Source organism: Enterococcus sp. GPZ-007 (assembly GCF_059374735.1).
The window spans coordinates 1-12,275 of record NZ_JCAFYN010000018.1 but is presented as its reverse complement, the minus strand read 5'-3'; the positions used below and the strand labels follow the sequence as shown (position 1 = coordinate 12,275).

Below are 12,275 nucleotides of genomic sequence, written 5' to 3'. Positions count from 1 at the left end.
CTAAAAAAATTAAACCCCTAATGGGCTAAAGTTCGGCCGCCATTCTTCAACAGCGAATTTCCCGTTTGAAAGTTCAGCTACCTTTTCGATCCATTCTAATTCATTGAAGGAACGAGCTTTCAAAATATCATTCTGAGTATTTGTCGCAAGCATGCTTTGATTGACTAACCACCAAGTATGGGCAATCTTCGCGCGATCTAAGTCTTCATCCAAGCGCATCGATTCATAGACAGGCGTTGTTTCAGGAAGTGTGACCATTAAGACTTCCGTTTCATCCTCATTTTGAAGTCGAGGCAATAATTTTTGAATAGAAACAGGGACTTCTCCCGAGCTTCTTTCAACTTCTCTGGCATAGCTTTGAGTAGAGTCTAGCAGTAATAATGTGTGACCGGTTGGTGCGGTATCGATAACCACGATTTCATTTTCCGACTTATCGACAATTTCTGCAAAGGCACGAAAAACAGCGATTTCTTGCGTGCAGGGTGATCGGAGGTCTTCTTCGACGTAAGCAACATCATCAGCCTCCATCGTTTCCCGAGCTTTTGAAAGAACTTCTTCTTTGTAGGCTTCTAGTTCTTTTTCTTCGTCGATATGGCTGATTGAGATCGGTAAATCATTCGATAGAAATAGGTTTAAATGATCAGCCGGGTCCGTAGTCGCCAAATGAACCTTTTTGCCTGATTGAGCGAGCTTTTCAGCGATTTTGATCGCAACCGTTGTCTTTCCAACGCCGCCTTTGCCCATGGTAAAAATAATTTTTTTGTTTGTGCGAATAAACTCGTTTACGATCGCATCCAACTTAGGAAACTCGGCATATTCTTGTTCCTGTTCTACGATGGCAGGTTGCTGATCATTCAGCAAAATTTGTAGTTTATCAACACCAGTAACATTGTAAGGTCGCAGCGGGATAAAATAGGTTTCAAATTTCGTCAAAGATTCTGGCATAGTGCTCAAATCACTCTGTTGCTCTGAATGAATCTCCTGAGAGATAGCATCATCATAGGATTCCAGCAACCCATTCACGACTAATTTTTGATTTGCGATACCTAATTTCAACAGCTCCTCTGACGCGCGCTCTGCTTCGATCAATGGTGCTTTTTGCGGGCGAGTGACTAGGATCAAGGCCGTTTGACTAGCATCCGTCAAGGTTTCCACTGCTTTTTCATACATATCCTTTTTGTCGCCCAGTCCAGACAGCTGCCCTAAGCAGGATACTCCTGTCGTATTTTCATCGAGAAAATTATTCCAGGCAGAAGGTAATTGCAGCATTCTTAAGGTATGACCAGTTGGCGCAGTATCAAAGATCACATAATCAAACTGTTCCGCCACTTCTTTATCCGTTAGAAAATTGGCAAACTCATTAAACGCCGCGATCTCAACTGTACATGATCCCGATAGTTGTTCCTCCATGTTCACCAGCGCGCTATCTGGAAGAATCCCGCGATAAGGACCAACGATGCTTTCTTTATACTCCTCCGCAGCCGTGATCGGATCAAAATTGGCTACCTTTAAACTATCGATCCCCTTGATCTCTGTTGGCTTATTGGTTAAAGTAGTTTGAAATACATCCTGTAAATTTGAAGCCGGATCGGTGCTGACTAGCATGACCTTATTGCCCTCTTGTGCTAAAGAGGTCGCTGTCGCACAAGCAGCCGTAGTTTTACCGACGCCTCCCTTACCAGTAAAAAATAGATACTTTGTTAATTCCATTTTCTGGGGAATATATTGCAGCACTCTATCTCCTCCTTGCTCAATCAAAAAATTAGCAGCAGCCTTCACTCTCGGATTTCCCACCACAACAACCGCCAGATTTACTTGCCGCCTGTGTTACGAAGTGAACCTCGCCGAATTTACCAAACTCCTCCAAAGTTGGATACGCTCCTTCTTTGACGACTTTTCCATCTAACAATGTCACAGGTAAAATATCGTTTCCCTTTTCCTGAAGCAGCTTCAAAATTGTAGGATGGTTCACAAAAGCATCCGGGTCGCTGGTCAAATTATGTCGAGAAGCCTCTATCGAATCAACGCCTTCGAACGTTTCAAAAACAGAGGTTACCATTAACAACTCCTCATCAACGGAAGGACCACAAACACCCGTAGAACAACACATCGCTGGTTCAAATAGTTCCAATTTTTTCATCATTCTTTTTTCCTTTACACTTACAATTATTTGTTTTACAAATGCAATCGTCAGTATCTGAAAACAACTGCATCATTGAACCCATAAATTGATCGATGAACTGATCCGTCAGCTGATAATGGTGCCATGTCCCCTTCTTGGTAACCAGCACGACGCCTGCTGCTTCCAAGACCTTCATATGATGAGAAAGGGTTGGCTGAGTAAAATCAAAATGATCTAAAATATCACAGGCACATAAGCTACCGCAGGACAAAAGGTCGATGATTTTCAGCCGTTTCGGATCAGCGAGCGCTTTCAATGTTTTGGACATATCCTCATAATTCATTGTCTATCTCTCCTTACATAGAAGTTCATCTATGTTTTAAATATAGATGAGCGCCTATGTATTGTCAATCGTTTCTGTCTTTTTTTTGAAAATATACTTCAATTTTAATAGTAAAATTCTTGGCAAATCCAGTTGAAATGACTCAACTGGATTTGCCAAGACGCTACATAATCGCAAGTTCAAGGACAAAAATGTTCGTCCTATGCTTACCTCCTTAAAACTTTTGATAGAATAAATTCAAATCAGAAATTGCCAATTTTAAAACAAAAAAGATGTGCAGCAAATTATCGCACACCTCATTCCTTCACTTTTCTTATCTTATTTTTCAAGTAGAATAAATCAAAAAGCTAAATCAATTTGAGCAACTTTTCCATTTCAAGACTGGTGGCGAGTTTTATCCCACCCTTGTTGTTCGGATGTAGCCAATCACCTCGATGTGTACCATCCAGCATTTTTTCATGATCAGCTTCGTCTCTTAAGATTTCATCAAAGTCAAAATAGTCATCAAAAACTTTATTGTTACGAATCCAATCGTTGACTTGCTGGCGAACCTCTTCCATTTCTGGGTTCCAGGTTTCATAGCCTTTGTATGGCAGCAAGGTCGCACAAATGATTTTCGCTTGTTGACGATGGGCTGTGTCCGCCAATGAAGTCAGACCTTCGATCAAGGACGCACTATCCACAATTTGGTCAGGCAGATCATAAACATAAGGATGGCACAGATCATTGATCCCAATCTGAAGGATCACAGCGGCTGGCTGTCTTTCCCCAAAGACCGATTTCTCAAAACGAGTGATCGCAGCCTCACCAAACATTCCCACTGCAACCTGAGGAGAATCATGTAGCACCCGATTACCAGCAATCCCACAATTGTAGGTGCTTATTTTGCCGAGATACGCTTCATTGAGCAAGACGGACAGAGGCTCACTCCAAAAACCCATTTGTGTGATCGAATCTCCAAAGAAAGCAATCTCCTTGATTCCTTCTTCTTTCGTTTCTATCCGATTGATCCCGTACAGATACTTAAAGTCCTTCATCTCCTCCGGCATTTGCATCGGTCCTGGGGACAATGCTGAGCGCATCTCCCCTTGAGCCGCTACTTTTACCAAGCCAGAATCGCTGCAGATCACTGCTTCATTGATCTTCATTTCCTGCTCGATCTCGGTGGATACACGAATAATGTCCCCCGCCTTTACTGATAATGACAGCTCATCAGAATAGACAGTTTCACCAGCCTCGAGACAAATCTCTGCTTGCCCCTTCAAAGTTACTACTTCTTCCATCGTCTGTTCTTTGCCTGCTACTTGGACTTTGATTTCTGAAAAGATCATTTTTTCCGAATTGTATTGATTACATAAATGGAGTCGCAGTCCAGTACCATTGATACTGCTTTTTACCGACAGCTGCTGCGTGTGGTTTTCCGCTGTAAGAGCAAGTAAGGTAATATTCGAAGCTGTCGATCCCCAAATGGTGTGCCAATTTTTACTCATTCGTATAGTCTACTCCTTTTCATTCATTTTCTTATATCCATGATAAAAGGCGCCATAGAGATTGGCCTCTCTGGTCAATCCGCCCTTTTTCACCTGTAACGTCACATCTTTTTGATCCATGAGCATCTGGGAAATGATTTGACCTAGCTGCCCATTTAGATAGTTGTTACTGATTTCCGCTAATTTATTATTTACACCCTCAATGACTAGATCCTGGTCGGCTAATCCGCCCGTAATTACGATGTGATCCATGTCCAGCAGCATCGCGGCATTATAGGTCAGCACGGCGATTTCTCGACAATAGCCCTCGAACAACTGGTTCGCGATCGGATCTTTTTGTCCGACTAGCTCAAAGTAGCGCTCACCGCTCATCTCCTCCATCGGTTCACCCTTTGCCATCGCTAGCTGATAGAGCTGCGCCACAAAGGAGGTCGTCATACTAGCAAAAGAGTACTCCTTTTTGCCATAATTCGTAATCGTGTTAAAAAGAGCCACGGCATTTTTATGGGGTCCTTCATAAAGCTCTCCGTTGATGATTACGCCTGCTCCTAAGCCAGAGCCTAATACGATTACCAGTAAATCATCGGTTTCTTTTCCTGCACCCTTCCACCATTCACCGATCGCCGCGGCTGATCCGTCATTGATTACCGTGACAGGCAGCTGGCAACGTTTTTCCATTTCTGCCTTTAGATCGAGACCTTCCAGGACATGATTCACATAGGCACGATACGTCGTGCCGTCAAGCTTCATTCGCCCATTCGTACTAATCAAGATGCCATCGGCGCTCTCTCGATAATTTTGAACAATGCTGACCATCGTTTTAAGATAGTCTTCTATTGATTGATAATTCGTTGGTTTTGTTTCTCTGGTTAAAATCTCGCCCTCTGGTGACATCAAAGCAAACTTTGTATTTGTTGCACCGATGTCAAAAACAAGTTTATCCATCTTTCTTCTCCTTTATTTTCATTGAATACTGCGGACTGACATTGAATCCGTTATCATTTTAATTTTGACTATGCCGGTACATCTCTAAATACCAGCATATCTGATTTTTTGTCATTTAAAAAGAGGGGAACGAATGCAGATCAGTAAATTACAAATTCTCTCCGTTAGACGCAATCACCTGCTTGAACCAGCTGTAGCTTTTCTTCTTATATCTTTTCAATTCCTTTGGATCAGTATTCGTGCGATCAACGTAGACAAAGCCGTAGCGTTTGTTCATATCTCCTTGCGAACTCAAGATATCAATCGGACCCCATGTCAGGAATCCCATCAGATCCACACCGTCTTCCTCAACTGCCAATTTAAGCTGCTGGATATGATCGCGGAAATAATCAATGCGATAATCATCCTCCACTGTCTTTTTTTCATTCAATGTTTCGTTGACACCGATCCCACACTCGACTGTAAAGACGGGTAATTGATAGCGATCATAGATTTCCTTAACACAGATTCGCAGTCCCACAGGGTCCACTGTCCATCCCCATTCGGTGACCTTGAGATACGGATTTTTGTCCGACTTTCCAGACATGAGACCCATCAGCTGCGTCTTCACATCCGCACCGCCTTGAACGACCGCTGATTGATAGTAGCTATGGGCAATGAAATCCATTTTCGCTTTGGAAAGCTCCGCCAGATCCTCGGAGGAAGGAACAAAGCCACTCTTCTTCCATGTAGCCAAGAGGCGTTCTGGGTATTTCCCATGAGCGAAAATATCCAGCGCATCGAAATTATAAGCTTGATTCAATTCTTGGGCTGCCAATACATCCTCCGGCTTGCTGGTTTTCGGATAAAACGGCATATAATTCACCATCCCACCGACTTTTCCAGTTGGGACCAAATCATGGACATACTGCCAAACTGCTGCTGAAGCCATGAATTGATGATGATGGGTCAGGTTCACATGGCTGAGTTGCTCCTCTGGTGACAAGCTCTTATCTGGAGATAAGGCGGATAGAAGAACGCTTCCATTTTGTTCATTAAAGGCGAAATAGGTTTTCACCCGCTGACCAAAATGCTGGATAACGATCCGTGCATATTTTTTGAAGGCCTCATAAACTTCTCGCGCATGCCAACCACCGTATTTTTTCAATAACGCCACCGGGATATCAAAATGATTCAAGCAAATCACTGGTTCAATGCCGTTTTTCAACAGCTCATCCACTACTCTGTCGTAAAAAAGCAGGCCCTCTTGATTCACTTCACCCTCTCCGTCGGGTAAGATCCGAGCCCAGCTAAGAGAAGTACGATAAGCAGTAAAGCCCATGTCCGCCAATAATTTAATGTCTTCAGGATAACGATGATAAAAATCGATAGCAGTTGCCCAGTCCCCGTCATTACTCATCATGGAATCACCGCTGTCATAATTAGTTACACCTTTTCCTCCTTCATTCCAAGCGCCTTCCGTCTGCATGCTTGATGCCGATCCACCCCACAAAAAATCCTCTTTAAATACTGTCATAATTCTCACCTTTCTTTACTTAATCAAAAAACAATGATCTTTGAAGTTCAATTATGTTCATGTTGTAATCGTATACCAAATCGAGCTATACTTAGAATAGAATTTACAGATTTAGAACATAAATTACAGGTGATTTTATGAATATTCATCAAGCCTCACGCACAGTTCGGCAAATGCTGACTTCTGGCTATAGCCATTATTCGCGGAAATGGGAGCGCAATCTTTATGACTATCTCTTATTAGATTTGAATACTGAACTATCCGAAGTTCCATTAAAGCTGGAGCACTTCGACCTTGCCGAGCAGCCAAAACGGAGTGCTAAGAACAATTATATTTGTTTCGTTGCGGCAATCTGTCGGCATGCTGCTGATTTAGGCGCAAACGACATTCGCTGCTATGCCTTGAGTGATTACTACATTCGGGAGATCGAAAAAACAGAAGATGTCCGAGACTGGGTAGAGATTATTCCGACAATCATCACTCATTACAGCTCCTTGGTTGCAGAAGGCCGTAGTGAATCCTATTCGTTGCCAATCGTGCGTGCTTTGCGCTACATCCAGCAAAATGTTTATAAAAAGCTCACATTGAAGGAGATTGCTCAAGCTATTGATCTGAATCCCAACTACCTATCGAATCGCTTTAAAGAAGAGGTGGGTACATCGATCACTGATTACATCCGCACTGCAAAAATGGAAGAAGCACAGCGCCTCCTCCAGGATTCTCTTTATTCGATTGTCGAGATAGCTGAGATTCTCGGTTACTGCAACGCCTCCTATTTCGCGAAAGTCTATCGACAAGTTTATGGCCATTCGCCAAGAAAACGTGATCCGATTGCATAATCGTCGCTTTCAACACCGTTTCAGATGTGCTACACTTTAATTAGCCTTTTGTATAAAAGGACCCTCCTAAATTCGATTGTGATGCGGTCGGGAAACCAACATCAATTGATCGATTTTGGGAGGCTTTTTTGTATTGTATTAGGTGAGAAATCAAAAACATACAAAAATAGAGCTAGGAAAAAATTTAATCCTAACTCAAATCGTTTTATTCTATCTAAAACCTAACTCTTCCAATCTTTTTGCAGCCGATTTAAAAACATTGTCGTCCGCTCTTTTGTCAATGATGATTATGTCAGTAACAATCCCAATACAACCGCCACTCACCAGTTTCCTTGTTCTTAGCCATAAAAAGAATACCCGCGTCGCCCACCGAAAACCCAACTTTTTCGTCAGACATGATTTGTAAAACAAACTCAAAGCCTTCTCCAAAATAAATGCCCGACTGACAATAAGTTGGGTAACCGCCTAATTTGTGCTCGTATTGAATATCAAACGTATCAAAATAATTCTCAATGATTTCCTCATCTTCTAAACGCAGGATTTCATACGCAATATTTTGGGGAAAGCTGTATGAGTCGTCCCATATTGGAAAATCTTCAAGAATAACGGTCGGTTTCAAAGGGAATGGTTTGAACTGAACGAAAGGATTAGAAAACTCTTTTTTCTGAAGCTTGCTCAAATCTCGATATTCTCTCACTACCCAATTAGAACCATTCGGAGTGATGTCACACGGCAAATTTTGTGAAACAAAAATAGTTAAAAGCTTTATATCTTTCAGCGACTCAGGAACAAATGATAGATTTTCTAAATTCAATTGCATCAACGGAATCATTTGCGCCCCCTCATCATCTACAGGAACGCTCTCGTCTTCGTTAAATAAATCTACTTTTCCAATCCAACTTTCACTTAAATCAAACGACGGTTGAAATCCTCCGACAGAAAAAGTAATTGCCTTTTTTCCTAAAGCTTGCTTTATTTCTTCAATAGTCATTTTATACTCCACCTATAATCAACAATTTATACAACATATTCGTATAATTTAAATTCTGTCCAGCCAATATCCGCATAGAACATTTTGATTGTCTCAAGATACTTGAATCCCATTTTAAGATAGACTCTTTCGGCTGGTGTATTCCCAGCAAGAACATCGAGACGAATTGCTTTCAAGTTCATTGCCCGTGCTGTTTCGATCACTTTTCGAATCATTTCTTTTTGATGCCTTTGCCTGTAAGATCATCCCGAACACTCTGAAAATCATCGGGATTTGCTAGTATGATCCCAACCATTTTCTTCTCCTACATTCTTGTCCCTCAATTGTAGCATAGAAAAAATTAGGGACCCCCTATTACATGACTTCCCGTAAATGCTGTACGGACGATGTCGTAACCAGTGCCACACTACCACCAAATTGACTAGTAAGGTGATCCAGTACCCATTTATTTGGATTTTTCTGTATTGCTCTTAGTTTTTGTAGCCGCTCACGATTCTCTAGTGAATCATATTCTTTTTGCAGAATTTCATCCGTGTTGAATTGGCCCTTAAGTAACGGCGAGTAAGCCACCAGCTTTAATTGTGGATACATTTGAAGATATCTTTCCATATCTTTGTTCATTGCCACTTGCGGAAACAAATCAGCGCTAGCTGATGGTGATAAAAAGCTGTGTTTTTGCTGGACAGCACTGAAAAACGGCCAGTCGTTTTCCTGACAGATTCGGCGTGCATGTTCGATTCGCCAACTATAGAAATTACTGCAGCCGATTTCTTTAACCCTGCCTTGCTGAACCAGCTCTGCCAATGTTCCCATCACCTCTTCCTGAGGAACGGAGAAATCATCGACATGCAAATAAAGAAGATCAATACTGTCAGTTTGGAGATTTTTCAACGACCTTTCAACTGAGGAAAGAAGGACTTCCCGTTTCAATCCTTCCATTTTGCTGAATCCTTTACCTGTTGATAACGCGCCAACCTTTGTTGCTATAACGACATCTTTTCTGCGATTGGTTTGGCGAAGCCATGCACCGATCGTACGCTCGCTTTCCCCACCATCGCCACCATTCCAAACAGCATAATTGTTGGCAGTATCAACGAAATTTCCACCTAGTTCCATATATTCTGAAAGTAGCACATGTGCCTTATCCTCTGCCAGCTTTGTTCCAAAATTTATCGCACCCAATCCAATTTTACTCACCTGTATGGAATTTCCTAAAGCTATTTTCTCCATTTTACTCAACCCTTTCTCGTTGTTATTACGTTTTTTAAGTATAACGGAGCACTCTGCGCTCAAACAAGAAGGCACTTTATTGTGGTATACTTACAAAAAAGTGCCTATGGAAAGAAGTGTTGATCCTGAAAAAAGAAGATTGGGAGAATTCCTGTCCCCTCGTCACTACCCAAAGAGTTATGGCTGGAAAATGGAAACTGTCTATTATTTGGTTCTTAGCTGAAAACACAGTTATGCGCTTCAATGAATTGAAATCAGCCTTTGATGATCCGAACCTCACCCAAAAAATGCTTACCCAGCATTTAAAGGAGCTTCTTCAGGATCAATTAATCATGCGAACAGTCTACAATACTGTTCCGCCAAAAGTTGAGTACCGCTTGAGTAGGTTGGGGATGACATTTGTCCCTGTCATGCGCCAAATGGAGGATTGGGGAAAAAGCTATCAAGAAGCTTTAGAATAACTTTTGGATAAAGACGCCTTTGGAAAATTTTTTTCTCTAGAACATTTTTTTGATTTTCACAGACCGAAATGGATTATAGAATTACCCTCGCAAGATATAAATACCAAGAAAAACGATGTTTCTTTCGTCATAGATTGTTACAAAATGAAAATATTTCCTACTCGAATTTGACTTTCCAGTATAATTAATCTTATCTATGGCCACAGAATCCTGCCGTTTGAGTTCGTATAATTTTTTTGTATTAGCTGAAATGGAGTGATCCCATGTTTTTTAGAAAAAAGCCAGCAACAAATGAAAAGAAAGTAGACAAAGCGGATATATGGGGGCGTGAACCTCTTGCCTTATACGAGAAAATCGGACGAGCGATTGATCATGATGAGGAGCGAATTTCCTTCACCAATGATGGAAAGTATATTGAGGACTTGATGGTTCTTTTTAATTATGGAAAGCCTGATATTCGCGGTGTTGGAGCATTACTTTATGTAGGTGAATGGACCAATTATGGAACAAAGCTTTATAGAGTCAGTACTACCCTTTCTACTTCAGAATTAGAGACTTTGATCATTGAAGAATTGCATCTAACGAGAGTGGATTTTCTGGTTAGCCGAACCTTTATTGATACGAGATGGACTTAACAAAATTCGTTTGAACAATCCAACGCTATCAAAAACCCGACTATCTCTATGCGATAATCGGGTTTATAACTTTGAAAATAGGTTGATACACCGAAACAACTTTTTATTTACTTATCAGATACAATCATGCCTCAACTTTTTTGCCTCCGCACCAATTTCACTTTTCGTCTTTTTCTTGACTCTGTTTTCCAGTAACGAATAATGTAGATCGCCAGCAAAATGATCCAAGAAAAGCCTTCCGCGATCGCAATAATACTACTTGCGAATACATGAACGAAAAGATACGAAGCAACGATCCTGAAAATTAAGGAACTGACCCCTGCGACACTTGAAAAAACCATATCTCCGCAGCCCTCAACATATCCTCGAATAACCATTGAAAAGCCATAAATGAGATAAAACGGAGCCAATGTTCGGAAAAATGTTTTCCCAATAGCAACTGAACCAGATGAGAGCCCAAATAGCGCTAACAGATTTTCACCGAAGAAAAAGATAAAAACCGAGATACACAGCGAGATAATCGCAATCATAATTAGACCGATTTTCAAGGCCTTTTTCGCTCGCGCTTCATTTTCTGCACCGATATTTTGAGCTACCACCGTCGCAACTCCTGAACCAAAATTTACGATGGGTAAAAAAATCACCGAATCTACGCGATAAGCAGTCGTTATCGCTGCGATGGTTTGCTCGCCAAAGCCATTCATAAATCGTTGAAGAACGATATTCCCTACAGAGCTGATACTAGCCTGGATCATTGGCGGCACACCAAACTGTGTCCCTTTTGCCAGATTGCTTCTCACGAATATTTTCTTCTCTAAGCGATACTTCAAATAAGGATACGTCTTTTCCGTATACAAAATGATGTAAAGAGTCATCGCTATTTGCGAAATGACTGTAGCCACGGCGGCACCAGCCGCTCCCTGACGAAGAATCGCCACAAAAAAGATATCTAAAACCACATTAGCCAATGAAGAAATAATGATCGAGACAAACGGTGCTTTACTGTCCCCGGCCCCTCTTAATACACCAGTATAAACATTATAAATTACCAAAAAAGGCACCCCAACAAGCATTATTTTCAGATACTGACTGGCTATCGCCGTCAATCTCTCAGGCGTATTCAAGATTTCCACAATTGAGGTGGTAAAAGCGATCCCCAATAAGGCGACAAACAGGAAAATTCCTCCTAAGATAACCATGAACGAGAACAATGTTTCCCGCATTTTCCAATATTCTCTTCTACCATGCTGTTGAGCAGACAAAACAGACAAGCCAGAGGTAAAGCCAATGATGGCGGTAATACATAAATTATAAACCGCTGTGGTAGCCCCAATCGATGCAAGTGGCAGCTCCCCTTCAACATTCCCAACAATAAAGGCATCTACCCAATTGAATAATTGTTGAAACAACCCACTAAGTACCAGTGGAATCGTAAACAATAGTAACACCTTCACAATATTTCCCTGCGTCATATCCTTCCCCATATAGGCACCTCCTAAAAAACTTTTCATAGTCTTAACCTTAAAAAGAGGCGCTTAGAGGTTACGCATATGCAGGATTTGCTCCATGCATAAGGGGTAACTTCTAAACGCCTTAACTAAACTCAACTGATTGATCGAGTCAAAATCTATTCTTTTTTATTAACCTATCAGACGCAAAATGAAAAGTCAATGACAAGTCTAATTTTTTTGTAATGTTGCTGG

13 protein-coding genes are annotated in these 12,275 nt (G+C 41.4%); 3 read left to right on the top strand and 10 right to left on the bottom strand.

Going from position 1 to position 12,275, the window contains the following annotated elements:
- Positions 1-9: 9 nt before the first annotated feature.
- The 6 genes from arsA to AC4J95_RS10775 all read right to left on the bottom strand — a co-directional run bounded on the left by arsA (position 10) and on the right by AC4J95_RS10775 (position 6,416).
- Positions 10-1,734, bottom strand: a complete 1,725-nt coding sequence (arsA, locus tag AC4J95_RS10800) for an arsenical pump-driving ATPase (RefSeq protein ID WP_494549892.1) — start codon at positions 1,732-1,734, stop codon at positions 10-12.
- A gap of 28 nt (positions 1,735-1,762) precedes the next feature.
- A complete protein-coding gene (arsD, locus tag AC4J95_RS10795) occupies positions 1,763-2,140 on the bottom strand; it encodes an arsenite efflux transporter metallochaperone ArsD (protein WP_494549891.1) in 378 nt (125 codons plus the stop codon).
- A complete protein-coding gene (locus tag AC4J95_RS10790) occupies positions 2,118-2,465 on the bottom strand; it encodes an ArsR/SmtB family transcription factor (protein ID WP_494549890.1) in 348 nt (115 codons plus the stop codon). The genes arsD and AC4J95_RS10790 overlap by 23 nt, the downstream gene beginning before the upstream one ends.
- Positions 2,466-2,812: 347 nt before the next feature.
- Entirely contained in the window at positions 2,813-3,955 is a 1,143-nt protein-coding gene (locus tag AC4J95_RS10785) for a GDSL-type esterase/lipase family protein (RefSeq protein ID WP_494549889.1), read from the bottom strand.
- 9 nt (positions 3,956-3,964) lie between these two features.
- Positions 3,965-4,900, bottom strand: a complete 936-nt coding sequence (locus AC4J95_RS10780; protein WP_494549888.1) for an ROK family protein — start codon at positions 4,898-4,900, stop codon at positions 3,965-3,967.
- Between the two features lie 148 nt (positions 4,901-5,048).
- Positions 5,049-6,416 carry a glycoside hydrolase family 1 protein gene (locus AC4J95_RS10775; RefSeq protein WP_494549887.1) on the bottom strand — a complete coding sequence of 456 codons (1,368 nt, stop codon included), beginning with the start codon at positions 6,414-6,416 and terminating at the stop codon, positions 5,049-5,051.
- Positions 6,417-6,553: 137 nt separating this feature from the next.
- Between AC4J95_RS10775 and AC4J95_RS10770 the strand changes: the two genes are divergently transcribed.
- Entirely contained in the window at positions 6,554-7,255 is a 702-nt protein-coding gene (locus AC4J95_RS10770; protein WP_494549886.1) for a helix-turn-helix domain-containing protein, read from the top strand.
- Between the two features lie 292 nt (positions 7,256-7,547).
- Here AC4J95_RS10770 and AC4J95_RS10765 read toward each other — a convergent pair whose 3' ends face one another.
- From AC4J95_RS10765 to AC4J95_RS10755, 3 genes are all read right to left on the bottom strand, one after another.
- Positions 7,548-8,246 (bottom strand): DUF1963 domain-containing protein, encoded by a 699-nt coding sequence (locus AC4J95_RS10765; RefSeq protein ID WP_494549885.1) that lies wholly within the window; start codon positions 8,244-8,246, stop codon positions 7,548-7,550.
- Positions 8,247-8,272: 26 nt separating this feature from the next.
- On the bottom strand, positions 8,273-8,461 hold the full coding sequence (locus AC4J95_RS10760; protein WP_494549884.1) for a GNAT family N-acetyltransferase: 189 nt from the start codon (positions 8,459-8,461) through the stop codon (positions 8,273-8,275).
- A gap of 139 nt (positions 8,462-8,600) precedes the next feature.
- Positions 8,601-9,443 carry an aldo/keto reductase gene (locus AC4J95_RS10755; RefSeq protein ID WP_494549883.1) on the bottom strand — a complete coding sequence of 281 codons (843 nt, stop codon included), beginning with the start codon at positions 9,441-9,443 and terminating at the stop codon, positions 8,601-8,603.
- A gap of 212 nt (positions 9,444-9,655) precedes the next feature.
- Between AC4J95_RS10755 and AC4J95_RS10750 the strand changes: the two genes are divergently transcribed.
- Positions 9,656-9,937: a winged helix-turn-helix transcriptional regulator gene (locus AC4J95_RS10750; protein ID WP_494549882.1), complete on the top strand. Its 282-nt coding sequence runs from the start codon at positions 9,656-9,658 to the stop codon at positions 9,935-9,937.
- Between the two features lie 263 nt (positions 9,938-10,200).
- Entirely contained in the window at positions 10,201-10,572 is a 372-nt protein-coding gene (locus AC4J95_RS10745; protein WP_494549881.1) for a hypothetical protein, read from the top strand.
- Between the two features lie 131 nt (positions 10,573-10,703).
- Here AC4J95_RS10745 and AC4J95_RS10740 read toward each other — a convergent pair whose 3' ends face one another.
- Positions 10,704-12,056 carry an MATE family efflux transporter gene (locus AC4J95_RS10740; protein WP_494549880.1) on the bottom strand — a complete coding sequence of 451 codons (1,353 nt, stop codon included), beginning with the start codon at positions 12,054-12,056 and terminating at the stop codon, positions 10,704-10,706.
- Positions 12,057-12,275 lie beyond the last annotated feature (219 nt).

Excerpts from the sequence above, each read along its gene's own strand:
- arsD (WP_494549891.1), bottom strand. The coding sequence starts at position 2,140 with ATGAAAAAATTGGAACTATTTGAACCAGCGATGTGTTGTTCTACGGGT.
- AC4J95_RS10790 (WP_494549890.1), bottom strand. The coding sequence starts at position 2,465 with ATGAATTATGAGGATATGTCCAAAACATTGAAAGCGCTCGCTGATCCG.
- AC4J95_RS10785 (WP_494549889.1), bottom strand. The coding sequence starts at position 3,955 with ATGAGTAAAAATTGGCACACCATTTGGGGATCGACAGCTTCGAATATT.
- AC4J95_RS10780 (WP_494549888.1), bottom strand. The coding sequence starts at position 4,900 with ATGGATAAACTTGTTTTTGACATCGGTGCAACAAATACAAAGTTTGCT.
- AC4J95_RS10775 (WP_494549887.1), bottom strand. The coding sequence starts at position 6,416 with ATGACAGTATTTAAAGAGGATTTTTTGTGGGGTGGATCGGCATCAAGC.
- AC4J95_RS10770 (WP_494549886.1), top strand. The coding sequence starts at position 6,554 with ATGAATATTCATCAAGCCTCACGCACAGTTCGGCAAATGCTGACTTCT.
- AC4J95_RS10765 (WP_494549885.1), bottom strand. The coding sequence starts at position 8,246 with ATGACTATTGAAGAAATAAAGCAAGCTTTAGGAAAAAAGGCAATTACT.
- AC4J95_RS10760 (WP_494549884.1), bottom strand. The coding sequence starts at position 8,461 with ATGATTCGAAAAGTGATCGAAACAGCACGGGCAATGAACTTGAAAGCA.
- AC4J95_RS10750 (WP_494549882.1), top strand. The coding sequence starts at position 9,656 with ATGGCTGGAAAATGGAAACTGTCTATTATTTGGTTCTTAGCTGAAAAC.
- AC4J95_RS10745 (WP_494549881.1), top strand. The coding sequence starts at position 10,201 with ATGTTTTTTAGAAAAAAGCCAGCAACAAATGAAAAGAAAGTAGACAAA.
- AC4J95_RS10740 (WP_494549880.1), bottom strand. The coding sequence starts at position 12,056 with ATGGGGAAGGATATGACGCAGGGAAATATTGTGAAGGTGTTACTATTG.